The organism is Paraburkholderia sp. J8-2 (assembly GCF_905220195.1).
GTDB lineage: Bacteria > Pseudomonadota > Gammaproteobacteria > Burkholderiales > Burkholderiaceae > Paraburkholderia.
The window spans coordinates 755,432-775,241 of the sequence record NZ_CAJMZA010000002.1; the positions used below are offsets into that span (position 1 = coordinate 755,432).

At 64.2% G+C, this 19,810-nt stretch carries 12 protein-coding genes; 9 read left to right on the forward strand and 3 right to left on the reverse strand.

What is annotated here, in order from left to right; genetic code table 11:
- Positions 1–52: 52 nt before the first annotated feature.
- The 5 genes from atpA to U5A52_RS08745 all read left to right on the forward strand — a co-directional run bounded on the left by atpA (position 53) and on the right by U5A52_RS08745 (position 6,637).
- Positions 53–1,594, forward strand: coding sequence for a F0F1 ATP synthase subunit alpha (atpA, locus tag U5A52_RS08725; protein WP_069264448.1), 1,542 nt, complete (start codon positions 53–55; stop codon positions 1,592–1,594).
- A gap of 84 nt (positions 1,595–1,678) precedes the next feature.
- On the forward strand, positions 1,679–2,560 hold the full coding sequence (gene atpG, locus U5A52_RS08730) for a F0F1 ATP synthase subunit gamma (protein WP_233883441.1): 882 nt from the start codon (positions 1,679–1,681) through the stop codon (positions 2,558–2,560).
- A gap of 80 nt (positions 2,561–2,640) precedes the next feature.
- Positions 2,641–4,035 carry a F0F1 ATP synthase subunit beta gene (gene atpD, locus U5A52_RS08735; protein WP_321907171.1) on the forward strand — a complete coding sequence of 465 codons (1,395 nt, stop codon included), beginning with the start codon at positions 2,641–2,643 and terminating at the stop codon, positions 4,033–4,035.
- A 77-nt stretch (positions 4,036–4,112) separates the two neighbouring features.
- Positions 4,113–4,538, forward strand: a complete 426-nt coding sequence (locus tag U5A52_RS08740) for a F0F1 ATP synthase subunit epsilon (RefSeq protein WP_158758930.1) — start codon at positions 4,113–4,115, stop codon at positions 4,536–4,538.
- Positions 4,539–4,876: 338 nt separating this feature from the next.
- On the forward strand, positions 4,877–6,637 hold the full coding sequence (locus U5A52_RS08745) for an AMP-binding protein (RefSeq protein WP_321907170.1): 1,761 nt from the start codon (positions 4,877–4,879) through the stop codon (positions 6,635–6,637).
- A gap of 745 nt (positions 6,638–7,382) precedes the next feature.
- On the opposite strand, the gene U5A52_RS08750 is transcribed toward U5A52_RS08745, so the two are convergent.
- Positions 7,383–8,204, reverse strand: a complete 822-nt coding sequence (locus U5A52_RS08750; protein WP_321934495.1) for a transporter substrate-binding domain-containing protein — start codon at positions 8,202–8,204, stop codon at positions 7,383–7,385.
- A gap of 227 nt (positions 8,205–8,431) precedes the next feature.
- On the opposite strand from U5A52_RS08750, the gene hemE reads away from it, so the two are divergent.
- Positions 8,432–9,523 (forward strand): uroporphyrinogen decarboxylase, encoded by a 1,092-nt coding sequence (hemE, locus tag U5A52_RS08755; RefSeq protein ID WP_321934496.1) that lies wholly within the window; start codon positions 8,432–8,434, stop codon positions 9,521–9,523.
- A 416-nt stretch (positions 9,524–9,939) separates the two neighbouring features.
- A complete protein-coding gene (locus U5A52_RS08760; RefSeq protein WP_321934497.1) occupies positions 9,940–12,195 on the forward strand; it encodes a primosomal protein N' in 2,256 nt (751 codons plus the stop codon).
- 77 nt (positions 12,196–12,272) lie between these two features.
- Here U5A52_RS08760 and U5A52_RS08765 read toward each other — a convergent pair whose 3' ends face one another.
- On the reverse strand, positions 12,273–12,422 hold the full coding sequence (locus tag U5A52_RS08765) for a hypothetical protein (protein WP_321907162.1): 150 nt from the start codon (positions 12,420–12,422) through the stop codon (positions 12,273–12,275).
- A 287-nt stretch (positions 12,423–12,709) separates the two neighbouring features.
- Between U5A52_RS08765 and putA the strand changes: the two genes are divergently transcribed.
- Complete coding sequence (putA, locus tag U5A52_RS08770; protein WP_321907161.1) at positions 12,710–16,657, forward strand: trifunctional transcriptional regulator/proline dehydrogenase/L-glutamate gamma-semialdehyde dehydrogenase; 3,948 nt, start codon at positions 12,710–12,712, stop codon at positions 16,655–16,657.
- 95 nt (positions 16,658–16,752) lie between these two features.
- Entirely contained in the window at positions 16,753–17,901 is a 1,149-nt protein-coding gene (locus U5A52_RS08775; protein ID WP_321907159.1) for a branched-chain amino acid ABC transporter substrate-binding protein, read from the forward strand.
- Between the two features lie 123 nt (positions 17,902–18,024).
- Here U5A52_RS08775 and U5A52_RS08780 read toward each other — a convergent pair whose 3' ends face one another.
- On the reverse strand, positions 18,025–19,743 hold the full coding sequence (locus tag U5A52_RS08780) for a thiamine pyrophosphate-binding protein (RefSeq protein ID WP_321934498.1): 1,719 nt from the start codon (positions 19,741–19,743) through the stop codon (positions 18,025–18,027).
- Positions 19,744–19,810 lie beyond the last annotated feature (67 nt).

A 19,810-nucleotide genomic window follows, 5' to 3' on the forward strand; every position in this document is an offset into this window, starting at 1 on the left:
AAATCGGGCGCGGCGGCTGGCACGCAACAGAATTGAACATCAGGAGCGAATAATGCAACTCAATCCCTCTGAGATCAGCGAGCTGATCAAGAGCCGGATCCAGGGCCTTGAAGCGAGCGCCGACGTTCGCAACCAGGGCACCGTGATCTCCGTGACCGACGGTATCGTGCGTATCCACGGCCTGTCGGACGTGATGCAGGGCGAAATGCTCGAATTCCCGGGCAACACCTTCGGCCTCGCGCTGAACCTCGAGCGCGACTCGGTCGGCGCCGTGATTCTCGGCGAGTACGAGCACATCTCGGAAGGCGACATCGTCAAGACGACGGGCCGCATTCTCGAAGTGCCGGTGGGCCCGGAACTGATCGGCCGCGTGGTCGATCCCCTCGGCAACCCGATCGACGGCAAGGGCCCGGTCAACGCCAAGATGACCGACGCGATCGAAAAGATCGCTCCGGGCGTGATCTGGCGTGAAGGCGTGTCGCAGCCGGTGCAAACGGGTCTGAAGTCGATCGACTCGATGGTGCCGATCGGCCGTGGCCAGCGTGAGCTGATCATCGGCGACCGTCAGTGCGGCAAGACCGCAGTGGCCGTCGACACGATCATCAACCAGAAGGGCAAGGACCTGATCTGTATCTACGTCGCCATCGGTCAGAAGGCTTCGTCGATCCAGAACGTGCTGCGCAAGCTCGAAGAAACGGGCGCGATCGAATACACGATCGTCGTCGCCGCTTCGGCTTCGGAATCGGCCGCGCTGCAGTACCTCGCGCCGTACGCCGGCTGCACGATGGGCGAATACTTCCGCGACCGCGGTCAAGACGCCCTGATCATTTATGACGACTTGACCAAGCAAGCCTGGGCATACCGTCAGATCTCGCTGCTGCTGCGCCGCCCGCCGGGCCGTGAAGCTTACCCCGGCGACGTGTTCTATCTCCACTCGCGTCTGCTCGAGCGCGCCGCGCGCGTGTCGGCCGACTACGTCGAGAAGTTCACGAACGGCGAAGTGAAGGGCAAGACGGGTTCGCTCACCGCACTGCCGATCATCGAAACGCAAGCCGGCGACGTGACCGCATTCGTTCCGACGAACGTGATCTCGATTACCGACGGCCAGATCTTCCTGGAAACCGACCTCTTCAACGCAGGCATCCGCCCGGCAATCAACGCCGGCGTTTCGGTGTCGCGTGTGGGTGGCGCGGCTCAGACCAAGGTCGTGAAGAAGCTGTCGGGCGGTATCCGTACCGACCTCGCGCAGTACCGTGAACTGGCTGCATTCGCCCAGTTCGCATCGGACCTGGACGAAGCGACCCGCAAGCAGCTCGAGCGCGGCCGCCGCGTGACGGAACTGCTCAAGCAGCCGCAGTACCAGCCGCTGCAAGTGTGGGAACTGGCTGTTGCGCTGTTCTCGGCGAACAACGGCTACCTCGACGACATCGACGTCAAGGACGTCCTGCCGTTCGAAAAGGGCCTGCGCGAATACCTGAAGTCGAAGCACGCTGACCTCGTCGCGCGCATCGAGGACAAGAAGGACCTTTCGAAGGACGACGAGAACGCGCTCCACGCGGCTCTCAAGGACTTCAAGAAGTCCGGCGCATACTGATCCGTCCGGGAATCAATCTAGATAATCGGACTGGGACCCGAGTGAGTGTGCAAGCGCTGACTCGGGTCGACAAAGGAGCAAGCAATGGCTGGAATGAAGGAAATTCGCGGCAAGATCAAGAGCGTGCAAAACACGCGCAAGATCACCAAGGCGATGGAAATGGTCGCGGCGTCGAAAATGCGCCGTGCCCAGGAGCGCATGCGCGCCGCCCGCCCGTATGCCGACAAGGTCCGCGACATCGCTGCGCACATGAGCCGTGCGAACCCCGAGTACCGCCACCCGTTCATGGTGGAAAACACCGGTGCGAAGGTCGCAGGCGTGATTCTCGTCACGACCGACAAGGGTCTGTGCGGCGGGATGAACACTAACGTGCTGCGCGCGACGCTGCAGAAGATCAAGGATCTGGAAGCATCCGGCACGTCGATCGAAGCAACTGCGATCGGCAGCAAGGGCCTCGGTTTCCTGAACCGTCTGCGCGCGAAGGTCGTCTCGAACGTTGTGCAACTCGGCGACACGCCGCACCTCGAAAAGCTGATCGGCGCGATCAAGGTGCAGCTCGACCAGTACTCGGAAGGCAAGCTTTCCGCCGTGTACCTCGCGTACACGCGCTTCGTCAACACGATGAAGCAGGAGCCTGTGATCGAGCAACTGCTGCCGCTGTCGGCCGAGCGTCTCGAAGCGAACGACGACGGCACGACGCCGAAGTCGGCGTGGGACTACATCTACGAGCCGGACGCGCAAACCGTCGTGGACGAACTGCTGGTGCGCTATGTCGAAGCCCTGGTCTATCAGGCCGTGGCGGAAAACATGGCTTCGGAGCAGTCGGCCCGCATGGTGGCGATGAAGGCGGCGTCGGACAACGCGAAGACGGTCATCAACGAACTGCAGCTCTCGTACAACAAGAGCCGCCAGGCCGCGATTACGAAGGAACTTTCGGAAATCGTCGGCGGCGCAGCAGCCGTCTGATAGTCGCGAACCGATTGCGAAACCGCGCCGGTGTTGAACCGGTGAGCGAGTGAAGAATTCAGGTATCTAAAGGAAAATCGATGAGTACAACTGCTTTGGTAGAAGGCAAGATCGTACAGTGCATCGGCGCGGTGATCGACGTGGAATTCCCGCGCGAGACCATGCCGAAGATCTACGACGCGCTGATTCTCGAAGGATCGGACCTGACCCTCGAAGTGCAGCAGCAGCTGGGCGACGGCGTTGTCCGCACCATCTGTCTGGGCGCTTCGGACGGTCTGCGTCGCGGCACCGTGGTGAAGAACACGGGCAAGCCCATCAGCGTGCCGGTCGGCAAGCCGACGCTTGGCCGCATCATGGACGTGCTGGGCCGTCCGATCGACGAAGCCGGTCCGATCGTTAGCGAAAACACGCGCGCGATCCACCAGAAGGCTCCGGCGTTCGAAGATCTGTCGCCTTCGGCGGAACTGCTCGAAACCGGCATCAAGGTTATCGACCTGATCTGCCCGTTCGCAAAGGGCGGCAAGGTCGGTCTGTTCGGCGGTGCTGGCGTGGGCAAGACCGTCAACATGATGGAGCTCATCAACAACATCGCAAAGGAGCACGGCGGTTTCTCCGTGTTCGCGGGCGTGGGCGAGCGTACCCGTGAGGGCAACGACTTCTACCACGAAATGAAGGACTCGAACGTTCTCGACAAGGTCGCGCTGGTGTACGGCCAGATGAACGAGCCGCCGGGCAACCGTCTGCGCGTCGCGCTGACGGGCCTCACGATGGCCGAGTATTTCCGTGACGAAGGCCTCGACGTGCTGTTCTTCGTCGACAACATCTACCGTTTCACGCTGGCCGGTACCGAAGTGTCGGCACTGCTTGGCCGTATGCCTTCGGCAGTGGGCTATCAGCCGACGCTGGCTGAAGAAATGGGCAAGCTCCAAGAGCGCATCACGTCCACGAAGAAGGGCTCGATTACGTCGGTTCAGGCCGTGTACGTCCCTGCGGACGACTTGACCGACCCGTCGCCGGCTACGACCTTCGGCCACCTTGACGCAACCGTCGTGCTGTCGCGTGACATCGCTTCGCTGGGTATCTACCCGGCAGTCGATCCGCTCGACTCGACCTCGCGTCAGATCGACCCGAACGTGATTGGCGAAGAGCACTACTCGATCACGCGTGGCGTGCAGCAAACGCTGCAGCGCTACAAGGAACTGCGCGACATCATCGCAATTCTGGGCATGGACGAACTGTCGCCGGAAGACAAGCTGTCGGTCGCCCGCGCACGCAAGATCCAGCGTTTCCTCTCGCAGCCGTTCCACGTCGCGGAAGTCTTCACGGGCTCGCCGGGCAAGTACGTGCCGCTGAAGGAAACGATCCGCGGCTTCAAGATGATCGTTGGCGGCGAGTGCGATCACCTGCCGGAGCAGGCGTTCTACATGGTCGGCACGATCGACGAAGCCTTCGAAAAGGCCAAGAAGATCCAGTAAGGGTTGAGTTGCCAACGGGCGGATAAGTCACGTGTGACTTATCCGCCGCCGCAACCAATTCACAGGAGTCGACACATATGGCAGCAACCATCAAGGTAGACGTCGTCAGCGCCGAAGAGAACATCTTCGACGGCCAGGCGAAGTTCGTCGCGCTTCCGGGCGAGGCGGGCGAGCTGGGCATTCTGCCGGGCCACACGCCGCTCATCACGCGTATTCGTCCGGGTGCCGTGCGCATCGTGGCGGAAGACGGCGGTGAAGAGTTCGTGTTCGTCGCAGGCGGCATTCTCGAAGTGCAGCCGGGCGCCGTCACGGTGCTCGCTGACACGGCGATCCGCGGCAAGGACCTCGACGAGGCGAAGGCCACGGAAGCGCGCAAGCGCGCTGAAGAGACGCTGCAGAACGCCGGCTCGAACCTCGAGTACGCCACTGCCCAGGCCGAACTGGCCTACGCGGTCGCGCAACTCGCGGCGATCCAGCGCCTGCGCAAGATGAACCAGCATTAATTGGTTCTCGTACACGCGCCTTTGCGGCGCGTAGTCCGAAGCAAAAAGGGCTCCCCAATCGGGGAGCCCTTTTTGCATTTGCGTGCAGCTGAACGGGCACGGCCCGATGGCATTGCGATGAAAAACGCGGCATAAATGCCCTGAGCCACGGTGGTCGACAAAAACGCTCTGACATACTTGACGTTTACGGAAAGGTAATGCCAAATCATGCGTTCGCGGCCGGCCCAGATGCGTGCTCCGCGGGTAAGACTTGATGCCGCCCCCGGGAAAGCCGGTGGCACAATGGATTTCAAATTCATTTCAAACGCGGGAGTGACGCTCCCCAGGAGACAGCCATCATGGCAATCGACGCAGCAGGCGCGCCCGCAGCGCCCGGTGTACATGAGCCGCTCATCGCGCCGAAAGACGGGCTTTCATACGTACGAGGCACGATCGACGTGCCGCTCAGCGACGCGACCCTAGGCACCTTCCTGCAGGAGACGGCGAAGCGGTTTCCCGAGCGGCCCGCCGCGGTATTTCGCGAGCAGGGCATCCGCTGGAACTGGCGAGAGTTTGCCGCCGAAGTGGACGTGCTCGCCGCCGGTTTCGCCGAGCTAGGCATCGTCAAAGGGGATCGCGTTGGCATCTGGTCGCCCAATCGCGTCGAGTGGTTGCTCACCCAGTTTGCGACCGCGCGCATCGGCGCGGTGCTCGTCAACATCAATCCCGCGTATCGCCTCGCCGAACTCGAATACGCGCTGAACAAGGTGAGTTGCAAGGCCATTGTTTCCGCGGAGAGCTTCAAGACCTCGAAGTATCTGGAGATGCTGCAGACGCTTGCGCCGGAGCTTGCGACCGCTGCCCCCGGCCAGCTGCAGGCCGCGCGCCTGCCCGAGCTGCGTGCGGTCGTGCGTATGTGCGACACGGCCACGCCCGGCATGCTCTGCTTCAGCGAACTCGTGGAGATGGGCCGCGAGCGCATTGCCCGCGACGGCACGGCGTGGCTCGACGCAATTGATGCGACGCTATCGCCCGACGACGCGATCAACATCCAGTTCACGAGCGGCACGACCGGCAATCCGAAGGGCGCGACGCTCACGCACCGCAACGTGCTCAACAACGGGCGTTTCATCGCCCAGGCAATGCGCCTCACGGAGGAAGACTCGCTCTGCATTCCGGTGCCGCTTTATCACTGCTTCGGTATGGTGCTCGCGGTGCTCGCGTGCGTTTCGGTGGGCGCAAACATGGTGTTCCCAGGCGAGGCTTTCGATCCGCGCGCGACGCTCGCAGCCGTCTCGGAAGAGGGGTGCACGGCACTGCATGGCGTACCCACCATGTTCATCGCGGAACTCGATCATCCGGAGTTCGCGAGCTTCGATCTTTCGAAGCTGCGCACGGGCATCATGGCCGGCTCGCCTTGTCCGATTGAGACGATGAAGCGCGTAGTGTCGAAGATGCATCTCGCCGAAATCACGATTGCCTACGGCATGACGGAAACGAGCCCGGTGTCGTTCCAAAGCTCGACAACCGACCCGCTCGACAAGCGCACGACCACCGTGGGCCGCATTCAGCCGCATCTCGAAGTCAAGATCGTCGATGCGCTCGGCAACACCGTGCCTGTGGGCGAAACGGGCGAGCTGTGTACGAAGGGTTATTCGGTGATGCAGGGCTACTGGGGCGATGAGGAGAAGACGGCAGAGTCGATCGTCGACGGCTGGATGCATACGGGCGATCTCGCCACGATCGACGCCGAAGGCTACTGCAACATCGTCGGCCGCTTGAAGGACATGCTCATTCGCGGAGGAGAGAACATCTATCCGCGCGAGATCGAGGAGTTTCTGTTCCGCCATCCGAAGGTGCAATCGGCGCAGGTATTCGGCGTGCCCGATGCGAAGTACGGCGAGGAAGTGTGCGCGTGGATCGTGCTGCGGCCGGGCGAGGTGGCAACAGCTGAAGACATTCAGGCGTTCTGCCAGGGGCAGATTGCGCACTACAAGATCCCGAAGTACATCCGCTTCGTCGACGAACTGCCGATGACCGTAACAGGCAAGGTGCAGAAGTTCGTGATGCGCGCGCGCATGATCGACGAACTCAAGATCAGCGAGCAGAAGACGGCTTGACGCCTGGTTTGACGTAATGCCGCGGCGGACAGATCGCCCCGTCGCGGCGCGATGCATGGGCGCGCAAAAATAATCGGGAAACCGAACGATTATCTGGCGGTGGAGGGAGTGGGTGCGTAGCGATGCCTGTTGAATAACGAAACATACAGGCGAAAAAAAAGCGGGCCTGGAGCCCGCTAAAAACCACACGCTACGGGGTTAGCGCGAGGAGACCAAAGGAGGAGCCGGGTCATGAAACGTCTGCGACGCCGGTCACGGCTCCAACAAGGATGCCCCTCGAGAGGGCTTCGGCGTAGTGCCGACCGGCAGGTGTTTTGTGTCCGCTCACACTGGCACCGAGCCACATCCGTGTTGAAACCGTTGAAAGCCATTGTGGGCGAATTAAGATGGCTTCGCGGTAACAAAGTGTTTCAGGTTGTAACGCCCGCCAGATAAGGCTTAGAGCCTCTTTTTGCCATCCTGAGCGTTTTACGGAAGTCATTTTTACCGCTATTTTCCGAGGCGGTTTGACAGCCCGAATCGCCGTTCGCGCGAGAGGATTCGTATCGCATGAAGAAAGGCCCACAGCATGGGCCTTTTGCGCGTGACGCGCTTCGTACGGAATTACCGGTTGCGCACATGCGCAATGCGTCGACATCGCTCGCATGCGCGAAATGCAAACTTTGCGCGCCTCGTGTTACGGCATCGTCTTGCAACTCATCGTAGCAATTCGAAGGGCCATAACAACGTGGCGCGAGTCAACACGTCACTTCAGCCACTTGTCGGAGATTGCCTGATATTCGCCGCTTGCGCGCGCAAGATGCAGCCACTGGTCGACATACTGCTGGAACACCACGTCGCCGCGTGGCACCATCCACGCTTTCTCGCCGTACTGGAATGGCTTGTCGGGATGCACGGAACACAGGCCCGGGTTGAGCTTTTGCTGCAGCATCGTCTCGGAAGCGTCGGTCACCATCACGTCGGCCTTGCCTGCGAGGATCTGCTTGAAGATCGTCACGTTGTCCGGATACATGATGAGGTTCGCATGCGGCAAGAACTGCTTCGCAAAGCGCTCGTTCGTGCCGCCCGGATTCATGATCACGCGCACTGAAGGCTGGTTGATCTGCGCAATGGTCTGGTACTTCTTGACGTCGTCGCAGCGCACGATCGGTGTCTTGCCGTCGACTTGATACGCCTCGGTGAAGAACGCGCGTTTCTGGCGATCGAGCGTCGTGGAGACGCCCCCCACCGCAATGTCGCACTTCGCGAGGAAGTCGGTCATGAGGTTCGACCACGACGTCTTCACGAACTCGGCCTTCACGCCGAGCGACTTCGCGAGCGACTCCGTCATATCGATATCGATGCCTTCGAATGTACCGTCCTGCCTGTAGAACGAATAGGGCTTGTAGTCGCCAGTCGTGCAGGCGCGCAGCGTGCCGCGCGCGAGGATTTCATCGAGGCGTGAAGCGTTAGCGGCAGGAGCGGCGGCCTGCGTAGCGTTGGTTGGCGTGCCGGCCGATTGGCTCGTGGCGCATGCGCTCAACAAAACGGCGCTAACGATCGTCAGGCCGAGGGCGACTTTTTTCATCGTGTCTCCTTCTATGGTTTTGATCGATGTAATTTTTTAGAAAGCCGTCTGATCATAGTCCTCGCTTGCCCTGACAGATAAGCGCGGACTTACCTGGGTATGCAAGGACCTATACTTCGGTGTTATTGCGCTTTCTGATGCCGCCCATCAGCGGTATGGCACGGCGGCCGCTCCGGTAAAATGGGCGCTCGCTTTCGAACCTTGGCGCGACTTCGCGCATCCAGCACGTGGCCCACACTCTCCTGAACGACACCTTCCTGCGCGCGCTGCTGCGCCAGCCGACCGAGTACACGCCAATCTGGCTGATGCGCCAGGCAGGCCGCTATCTGCCGGAGTACAACGCCACGCGCAGCCGCGCGGGCAGCTTCCTCGGCCTCGCGAAGAATCCCGATTACGCGACCGAGGTCACGCTGCAGCCGCTCGAGCGCTATCCGCTCGATGCCGCGATTCTGTTCTCCGACATCCTGACGATCCCGGATGCAATGGGCCTCGGCCTCTCGTTCCAGGCGGGCGAAGGGCCGAAGTTTGCGCACCCCGTGCGCACGGAAGAAGACGTGGCGCGCCTCGCCGTGCCGGACATCGGCGCGACGCTCGGCTATGTGACCGACGCCGTGCGAGAAATTCGCCGCGCGCTCACCAATGCGCAAGGGCGCCAGCGCGTGCCGCTCATCGGCTTCTCAGGCAGCCCGTGGACGCTCGCGTGCTACATGGTCGAAGGTGGCGGCTCGGACGACTTCCGCACGGTGAAGTCGATGCTGTACGCGCGCCCGGACCTCATGCAGCGCATTCTCGAAGTCAACGCGCAGGCCGTGGCGGCTTACCTGAACGCGCAGATCGAAGCAGGCGCGCAGGCCGTGATGATTTTCGACACCTGGGGCGGTGCGCTCGCGGACGGCGTCTATCAGCGTTTTTCGCTCGCGTACATCGCTCAGGTCGTGGCGCAGCTCAAGCGCGAGCACGACGGCGAGCGCGTGCCGGTAATCACGTTCACGAAGGGCGGCGGACTCTGGCTCGACGAAATCGCCAACACGGGCGTGGACGCAGTGGGCCTCGACTGGACCGTCAACCTTGGCCGTGCGCGCGAACGCGTGGGCGATCGCGTGGCGCTGCAGGGCAACCTCGACCCCACGGTGCTGTTCGCGTCGCCTGCCGCGATTCGCGAGCAGGCGCGCGCGGTACTGGACAGCTTTGGCGCGTACCCGGGGCACGTGTTCAACCTCGGCCACGGCATTTCGCAGTTCACGCCGCCCGAAAGCGTGGCTGAACTCGTGGACGAAGTGCATCGTCACAGCCGCGCAATTCGCGCAGCCGGTGCGTGACATTTTGGTGCGCCGCATCAAGCTGGGCTCCGGGCATCAGGGTATGACCGGGCTCAAGAGGCCACCCAGACGCCATTGCGGTCCTGTCAAGACTTGACTTATGCACACTTGCCTCGTTGCGGCGCGCAAGAGGGAAAGGTTGTCGCAGGCGCCCGCTTAAGTCTGAGCAGAATCAATCAGACCCTTGACAGACAAGGCTTTCGCCGCTCCACGGCGCTCTGTGCGGTATCCCACATAACGAGCCTGCGCGGGCGCCCTGCGACGACGCCCGGCAAGTTCTCAACAAAGTTATCCACAGGCGCAGATTCGGGGGCGCGATTGTTCTGCGGAATCCAAAACTTAGCGCGAAATCTCAAGTATTACTTTAGGTTTGCGTGTCTGTGCGCTAGCGTACGGAACTTCCCTGGGGGCGCAGCATGACAGGGCCGTTCGTGCGCGTGGCGCTGGACCATCCTCTGGACGCGCTCTACGACTATCGCTATAGCCTCGATACCGCGCCCGAACCCGGCATGCTGGTGCGTGTGCCGTTCGGACGCCGCGATGTGGTCGGCCTCATCTGCGAAGTGAACGCTCACAGCGACGTGCCCGCGAACAAGCTCCGTGACGCGAGCGCGGCGTGCGCCGCCTGCCCGCCGCTTTCGGCGCAATGGCTCGCGCTGGCAGGCTTTGCCGCCGACTACTATCAGCGGGGCCTGGGCGAGGTCGCGTTGCCTGCGCTGCCTCAGGCGTTGCGCGATCCGTCGCGCTGGGCGCGTCTCCTCGCCCCGGAGGAGCGCTACCGGCTGTTGCCGCAAGGGCGCGCCGCGCTGCCCGACGCGTTGCCGGCGCGCGCGCAGGCGCTGCGCCGTCTCGCGCAGGCGCTAACCGATGCCGGCGAACTCGACGCAGCCGCGGCGCGCGCGTTGCATCCCAAGGCGATCGCGACACTCGAAGCCTGGTGCGACGCTGGCTGGGTCGAGCATGAATGCATCGAGTTCGGCTCGGCCGCAAGCATGGCCAGCAGCGCCGCGGACGCCACCGCCGTTGTTGAGATCCCGCGCCTGAGCGACGAGCAAGCCGACGCCGTGGAGGCGATCGGCGCGGCGAGCGGCTTCGCACCGTTCCTGTTGCATGGCGTGACGGGCAGCGGCAAGACCGAAGTCTATCTGCGCGCGCTCGCGGCGCTGCTCGAGCGCGATCCGGGTGCTCAAGCGCTGGTGCTCGTTCCCGAAATCAATCTCACGCCGCAGTTCGAGGCGGCCTTTCGCACGCGCTTCGCGGCCACGCTCGCGAGCGACGCCATCGTGACGCTTCACAGCGGGCTGGCCGAAGGCGAGCGCGCCCGCAACTGGCTTGCGGCGCACACGGGCCGCGCGCGCATCGTGCTCGGCACCCGGCTCGCGGTGCTCGCCTCGCTGCCGCGCCTCAGGATGCTCGTGGTCGACGAGGAGCACGACCCCGCCTACAAACAGCAGGAAGGGCTGCGCTACTCGGCGCGCGATCTCGCCGTATGGCGCGCCAAGCAGCTCGGCGTGCCGGTCGTGCTGGGCTCCGCCACGCCGTCGCTCGAAAGCTGGTGGCAGGCCGAGCAGGGGCGCTACACGCGCCTCACGCTCACGCGCCGCGCCATTGCCGACGCGGTGCTGCCCACTGTCAAGCTGATCGACCTCGAAGAGGAGCGCCGGCGCGGCCGAGCCTCGTTCGAGGGGCTCTCCGGGCCTTTGGTCGCGGCGATGAAGGCGCGTCTCGAGCGCGGCGAGCAGAGCCTCGTGTTCCTGAACCGTCGCGGCTACGCGCCCACGCTCGCGTGCGATGCCTGCGGCTGGGTGGCGGGTTGCCCGCGCTGCAGCGCCTACGTCGTGCTGCACAAGCCCGAGCGCGCGCTGCGCTGCCATCACTGCGGCTGGGAATCGCGCATTCCGCATTCGTGCCCCGAGTGCGGCAACGTCGACATCGCGCCCATGGGGCGCGGCACGCAGCGTATCGAGGAGGCGCTCGCGAGTGCGGTGCCGGGCGCGCGGGTGCTGCGCATCGACGCCGACAGCACGCGCCGCAAGGGCAGCGCGCAGGCGCTTTTCTCCGACGTGCACGCGGGCGAAGTCGACATCCTGGTGGGCACGCAGATGATCGCGAAGGGGCACGACTTCCAGCGCGTGTCGCTAGTTGGCGTGCTGAACGCCGACAATGCGCTCTTCTCGCACGATTTCCGGGCGAGCGAGCGCCTGTTCGCGCAACTGATGCAAGTGAGCGGGCGTGCGGGTCGCGCCGGACTGCCCGGCGAGGTGCTCGTGCAGACGCGCTATCCGCGCCATGCGCTCTATCACGCGCTGGCGCGCCAGGACTATGTGGGTTTTGCGAATACGCAGATCGCGGAGCGGCGCGATGCGCACCTGCCGCCGTTCGTCTATCAGGCGTTATTGCGCGCCGAAGGGCGCACGCTGGAAGCCGCGCTGGCGTTTCTTGCCCAGGCCGCAGAAGCGCTCGCCGCGATTCCGGGCGCCGAACGCGTCATGGCCTACGACGCGGTGCCGCTCACCATCGTGAAGGTGATGAACGTGCATCGCGCGCAACTGCTCGTGGAAAGCCAGTCGCGTGCCGCGCTGCAGGCGACGCTGCGCGCGTGGCAGCCCGCGCTGCGCGCGTTGCGCGGCGTGCTGCGCTGGAATCTCGAAGTCGATCCGCTCGACATCTAGCCGCGGACGTGGCCCCGCTGACGTGCACCCTAAAGGCAACAGCGGGGCCACCCGGCATCGACTTCCCGTTTCCTTCCTTACTGGCCGACCGTATCGGCCGCGTCCCTATGCGCCGCGCGCTTCAAGCTCATGCGGCGTTCATCCGGCGCCGTCGCGCCGCGCATGAAAAGCACGGCGCACATGGCGCACATCGTCCAGATCCCTGCGATTACCAGCAGCTTTTCCATTTTCCGGTCCCTTCGCTCTTTCTTGTGAACAACCCCCGCTTTGTTTGTATAACGGCACGGCCGCGGAATCGATTAGGGTTGTCCTGCGTGTTGCTGGACCAGGGAAAATACCGAGCGCAACCCGCGCGGCCCGGTGGGCGGCCATCGGCCGCAAAGCCCGGCTGTACAAGGTTTCCACAGTGGTGCAACCATATTGAGAGAGTGGTTGCACCTTTTTATTTGTAGGGTTACGATTCGCCAACTTTTTAGTCACCGCCGGTGCGGATGTGCCGGCATACGAAGGAAACATGGCTAGCACCACACTTGGCGTCAAAGTCGACGATCTCCTCCGCTCCCGCCTCAAGGACGCCGCCACGCGGCTCGAGCGCACGCCGCATTGGCTCATCAAGCAAGCCATCTTTGCCTACCTCGAGAAAATCGAGCACGGCCAGCTGCCTCCCGAACTCAACGGGCATGTCGGTGCGACCGATCTCGCGGAAGGTGCTACCGCCGAGGACGACGACGCAGCCTCGCACCCGTTCCTCGAATTCGCGCAGAACGTGCAACCGCAGTCGGTGCTGCGCGCGGCCATCACGGCCGCGTACCGCCGCCCGGAGCCGGAGTGCGTGCCGTTCCTGATCGGCGAGGCGCGCCTGCCGGTCAACCTCACCGGCGACGTCACGAAGCTCGCCACCAAGCTCGTGGAAACGCTGCGCGCGAAGGGCACCGGCGGCGGTGTGGAAGGCCTGATCCACGAGTTTTCGCTGTCCAGCCAGGAAGGCGTGGCGCTGATGTGCCTTGCCGAAGCGCTGCTGCGCATTCCCGACCGCGCCACGCGCGACGCGCTCATTCGCGACAAGATCAGCAAGGGCGACTGGAAGTCCCACGTGGGCCACGCGCCGTCGCTGTTCGTGAACGCCGCGACCTGGGGTCTCATGATCACCGGCAAGCTCGTGACGACGAACAGCGAAACCGGCCTGTCGTCGGCGCTCACGCGCATGATCGGCAAGGGCGGCGAGCCGCTGATCCGCAAGGGCGTGGACATGGCCATGCGCCTGATGGGCGAGCAGTTCGTGACGGGCGAGAACATCTCCGAAGCGCTGGCCAACAGCCGCAAGTTCGAAGCGCGCGGTTTCCGCTACTCGTACGACATGCTCGGCGAAGCCGCAACGACCGAAGCCGATGCTCAGCGCTACTACGCATCGTACGAGCAGGCGATCCACGCCATCGGCAAGGCCGCGGGCGGGCGCGGGATCTACGAAGGCCCGGGCATCTCGATCAAGCTCTCCGCGCTGCACCCGCGCTACTCGCGCGCGCAGCAGGAACGCACGATGGGCGAGCTGCTGCCGCGCGTGCGCGCGCTCGCCGTGCTCGCCCGCCGCTATGACATCGGCCTCAATATCGACGCCGAAGAAGCCGACCGCCTCGAACTCTCGCTCGACCTGCTCGAAGCGCTGTGCTTCGATCCGGAACTGGCGGGCTGGAACGGCATTGGTTTCGTGGTGCAGGCTTACCAGAAGCGCTGCCCGTTCGTGATCGACTACATCGTCGATCTCGCGCGCCGCAGCCGTCACCGCATCATGGTGCGCCTCGTGAAGGGCGCCTACTGGGATACGGAAATCAAGCGCGCGCAGGTGGATGGCCTCGAAGGCTACCCGGTGTACACGCGCAAGATCTACACCGATGTGTCGTACCTCGCCTGCGCGAAGAAGCTGCTCGGCGCGCCTGATGCCGTGTATCCGCAGTTCGCCACGCACAACGCGTACACGCTCTCGGCGATCTATCACCTCGCGGGCCAGAACTACTATCCCGGCCAGTACGAATTCCAGTGCCTGCACGGCATGGGCGAGCCGCTGTACGAAGAAGTCACGGGCCCGCTCGCGCAAGGCAAGCTCAACCGTCCGTGCCGCGTCTACGCGCCGGTCGGCACGCATGAAACGCTGCTCGCGTATCTCGTGCGCCGCCTGCTCGAAAACGGCGCGAATACGTCGTTCGTGAACCGCATTGCCGACGAGACCGTGCCGGTGAGCGAACTGGTCGCGAACCCGATCGACGAAGCCGCGAAGGTCGTGCCGCTCGGCGCGCCGCACGCGAAGATTGCGCTGCCGCGCGAGTTGTACGGCAACGAGCGCTCCAATTCGATGGGCCTCGATCTCTCGAACGAGCATCGTCTTGCGTCGCTTTCGTCGGCGCTGCTGGCGAGCGCTCATCACCCGTGGCGCGCCGCGCCGATGCTCGCCGACAACGACATCGCGGACGGCGCCGCGCGCGACGTGCGCAATCCCGCCGATCATCGCGATCTCGTCGGGACCGTCGTGGAAGCCACGAGCGAGCACGTGAGCGCCGCGCTTTCGCATGCCGTGGCCGCCGCGCCGATCTGGCAGGCGACGCCCGTCGAAGCGCGCGCCGATTGCCTCGCGCGCGCCGCCGATCTGCTCGAAGCGCAGATGCACACGCTAATGGGCCTGATCGTGCGCGAAGCGGGCAAGTCGCTGCCGAACGCCGTGGCCGAAATTCGCGAAGCAATCGACTTCCTGCGCTACTACTCCACGCAGATCCGCGACGAGTTCTCGAACGACACGCATCGTCCGCTCGGCCCCGTGGTGTGTATCAGCCCGTGGAACTTCCCGCTCGCGATCTTCATGGGTCAGGTGGCCGCCGCGCTCGCAGCCGGCAACACGGTGCTCGCGAAGCCCGCTGAACAAACGCCGCTGATCGCCGCGCAAGCCGTGCGCATCCTGCGCGAAGCCGGCGTGCCGGCGGGCGCGGTGCAACTGCTGCCGGGCAACGGCGAAACCGTGGGCGCGGCGCTCGTCGCCGATCACCGCACGCGTGCCGTGATGTTCACGGGCTCGACGGAAGTTGCGCGCCTCATCAACAAGACGCTGTCCGAGCGCCTCGACTCCGAAGGCCGCCCGATTCCGCTGATCGCCGAAACCGGTGGCCAGAACGCGATGATCGTCGATTCGTCGGCGCTCGCGGAGCAGGTCGTGGCCGACGTGCTGCAAAGCGCGTTCGACTCGGCTGGCCAACGCTGTTCCGCGCTGCGCGTGCTGTGCCTGCAGGATGACGTGGCGGACCGCACGCTCGAAATGCTCACGGGCGCCATGAAGGAACTCGCGGTGGGCAACCCCGACCGCCTCTCGACCGACGTTGGCCCCGTGATCGACGTCGACGCGAAGCGCGGCATCGATACGCACGTGGCAGGCATGCGCGAAAAGGGCCGCAAGGTTCAGCAGATGCCGACGCCCGAGACCTGCGCACAAGGCACGTTCGTGCCGCCCACGCTCATCGAGCTCGACAGCCTCGACGAACTCAAGCGCGAAGTGTTCGGCCCGGTGCTGCACGTGGTGCGCTATCGCCGCAGCCAGCTCGACAAGCTGCTCGAGCAGATCCGCGCAACCGGCTACGGCCTCACGCTCGGCATTCACACGCGTATCGACGAAACGATCGCGCATGTGATCGGCCGCGCGCATGTGGGCAATATCTACGTGAACCGCAACGTCATCGGCGCGGTGGTGGGCGTGCAGCCGTTCGGCGGTGAAGGTCTGTCGGGCACGGGTCCGAAGGCGGGTGGCGCGCTGTATCTCTCGCGTTTGCTCGCGAAGCGTCCGGCCGGTCTGCCGAAGTCGCTCGCCGATGTGCTCGTCGTGGATGCGCCGCAAGCTGCAGAAGGCAACAACGGCGCGCCGCAATCGGCGCAGACTGCGCTCACGACGCTGCGCGACTGGCTCATCGCCGAGCGCGAGCCCGCGCTCGCGGCACGCTGCGACGGCTACCTCGAATACGTGCTCGCAGGCGCCACGGCGGTGCTGCCGGGCCCGACGGGCGAGCGCAACACGTACACGCTTTCGGCGCGCGGCACCGTGCTGTGCGTGCCTTCCACGGCAACGGGCGCACGCGCACAACTCGCCGTTGCATTGGCAACGGGCAACCGCGCGTTGTTCCAGGGCGCGGCGGGCGAAGCGCTGGTGAACGCGCTCCCGGCGGCGCTCAAGGCGCACGTGGCGATCAAGAAGACGGCCGACGCCGACTTCGATGCGGTCCTCTTCGAAGGCGATAGCGACGAGCTGCTCGCACTCGTGAAGGAAGTGGCGAAGCGTCCTGGCCCGATCGTCTCGGTGCAAGGGGTGGCCGCGCACGCACTCGCCAACGGCGATGAAGATTACGCTCTCGAACGACTGCTCGCGGAACGTTCGGTCAGCGTGAATACGGCAGCAGCAGGCGGTAATGCAAATCTGATGACGATCGGTTAACCACAAGCCATACTGTCGGTCGTCTCAAGACAAGGAAGCGGCAAGGCTCACGAATCCGAAGCCGCTCGTTCGATACCTGGTACCAAGGAGAAGCAATGCAACACACGATGAAGCAGCTGGCAGGCGCGACGCTTGTCGCCGCCCTGTCGCTGGCGGGGACTGCGCACGCACAACAAGCCGAAGACGTGAAGATCGGTTTCGCCGGTCCGATGACGGGTGCGCAGGCGCACTATGGCAAGGACTTCCAGAACGGCATCACGCTCGCAGTCGAAGACATCAACGCGACGAAGCCCATGATCGGCGGCAAGCCGGTTCACTTCGTGCTCGACTCGGCCGACGATCAGGCTGACCCGCGCACGGGCACGACGGTCGCACAGAAGCTCGTCGACGACGGCATCAAGGGCATGCTCGGTCACTTCAACTCGGGCACGACGATCCCGGCTTCGCGCATCTACGCGAACGCGGGCATCCCGCAGATCGCCATGGCGACGGCGCCTGAGTACACGCAGCAAGGCTTCAACACGACGTTCCGCATGATGACCTCGGACACGCAGCAAGGTTCGGTCGCGGGCGCGTTCGCAGTGAAGAGCCTGGGCATGAAGAAGATCGTCGTGATCGACGACCGCACGGCTTACGGCCAGGGTCTTGCCGACGAGTTCTCGAAGGCAGCGAAGGCTGCGGGCGGCACGATCATCGACCGCGAGTACACCAACGACAAGGCCGTCGACTTCAAGTCGGTCCTGACGAAGGCGAAGGCGATGAACCCCGACCTGGTCTACTTCGGCGGCGCGGATTCGCAAGCGGCACCGATGGTCAAGCAGATGAAGTCGCTCGGCATCAAGGCTCCGCTGATGGGCGGCGAAATGGTGCACACGCCGACCTTCCTGCAGATCGCGGGTGACGCGGCGAACGGCACGGTGGCATCGCTCGCCGGCCTGCCGCTCGACCAGATGCCGGGTGGCAAGGACTACGTCGCGAAGTACAAGAAGCGCTTCGGCGAAGACGTCCAGACGTACTCGCCGTACGCCTATGACGGCGCAATGGCCATGTTCGCGGCAATGAAGAAGGCCAACTCGACGGACCCGGCGAAGTACCTGCCGTTCCTCGCGAAGACGAGCATGCCGGCTGTCACGACGTCGGACCTCGCGTACGACCAGCGCGGCGACCTGAAGAACGGCGGCATCACGCTGTACAAGGTTGTCGACGGCAAGTGGACGACGCTGCAAAGCGTGGGCGGCAAGTAAGCGCCTGACGTTCGGCTGAAGGCAAAAGCCCCGCACGATCGAAAGATCTGCGGGGCTTTTGTTTGTGTGCTCAGGACTACCCGTCCGGCTCGAAAGGTGAGCTTATTCAGGATTCCTTTTCAGTCACTCTCCGCGCATTTTCTTGCCCGCTTCGCGAATCTGTTCAAGCGTCGCCGCAGGCGTGCTCGCTTCCTTCGTCACGCGGATTTCGATCAGCGCAGGCTTGCCGGCCGTGAGCGCGCGCTCCAGTGCGCCTGCGAATTGCGCCGTGGCCGTGACGACTTCGCCATGCGCGCCGAACGACTGCGCAAACGCCGCGAAATCAGGGTTCGTGAGTTGCGTGCCGTGCACACGATTCGGATAGTGGCGCTCCTGGTGCATGCGGATCGTGCCGTAGTGCGCGTTGTTCACGACGATGAACACGACATTGAGCCCGTACTGCATCGCCGTGGCGAGTTCCGATGAGGCCATCATGAAGCAGCCATCGCCCGCGAGCGCGACCACGGTGCGCGAAGGATAGAGCGACTTCGCGGCGATCGCGGCCGGCACGCCGTAGCCCATCGCGCCGCTCGTGGGCGCGAGTTGCGAGCGGAAGTGGCGATACGCGAAGTGGCGATGCAGCCATGTCGCGTAGTTGCCCGCGCCGTTCGTGACGATCGCGTCGTCGGGCAGGCGTGCGCGCAGTTGCTGCATGATTTCGCCGAGTTGCACGTCGCCTGGCATCGGCAGCGGCTTGCGCCATGCGTGCCATGCCTCGTGCGCTTCGGCGGCGCTGCCGGCCCACGCGGGTTGAGCCGGTGCGGGCAGTTCGGCGAGCAGCGCCGCAATTTCCGCGAGGCCGGAGACGATCGGCAGATCCGCTGCATACACACGGCCGAGTTCTTCCGCGCCCTGGTGCACGTGAATGAGCGTTTGCTTCGTCTTGGGAATGTCGAAGAGCGTGTAGCCGCCCGTCGTCGATTCGCCCAGACGCGGACCGAGCGCGAGCAGCACGTCCGCTTCGCGAATGCGTTTGGCCAGCGCCGGATTCACGCCGAGACCCACGTCGCCCGCGTAGTTCGGATGCTCGTTGTTGAGCGTGTCCTGAAAGCGGAACGCGAGGCCGACCGGCAATTGCCAGTTTTCGACGAAGCGCTGGAAATCAGCACACGCCTGGGTGTTCCAGCCATGTCCGCCCGCCATCACGAAGGGCTTCTTCGCACCCGCGAGCAGTTCGCGCACGCGCTCCATCTGCGCGGCCGAAGGCGAGGCCTGCACGCGTTGCGCGGGCGGCGCGATGGGTTGCGCTTCGGATGCAGGAATCGCGCCGCTCAGCATGTCTTCGGGCAGCGCGAGCACGACCGGGCCCGGCCGGCCCGACATCGCGATATGGAACGCGTGGCTCAGATATTCAGGCACGCGGCGCGCGTCGTCGATCTGCGTGACCCACTTGGCCATCTGGCCGAACATGCGTCGATAGTCGATCTCCTGGAACGCCTCGCGGTCCATCTGCTCGCGCGCGACCTGGCCGATCAGCAGGATCATCGGCGTGGAGTCCTGGAACGCCGTGTGTACGCCGATCGAGGCGTGCGTGGCGCCCGGCCCGCGCGTGACGAGCGCAACGCCCGGCTTGCCCGTGAGCTTTCCGATCGCTTCCGCCATGTTCGCCGCCGCCGCCTCGTGACGGCACACCACGGTTTCGATCTTCGCGGTTTCGTCGGATAACGAATCGAGCACCGCGAGATAGCTCTCGCCCGGTACGCAGAACACGCGCTCGACGCCATTGGCGACGAGGGCATCGACGACGAGGCGAGCCCCGGTGGTGGTGGCTTCGGTGGTGGCGGATGCGTTCGGCTGCTGCATGGCGGTCAAGTCTCCTTCAATCGTTACGTGATTACGTCTGGATAGCTCAGGCAAGGCGACAGCGCTT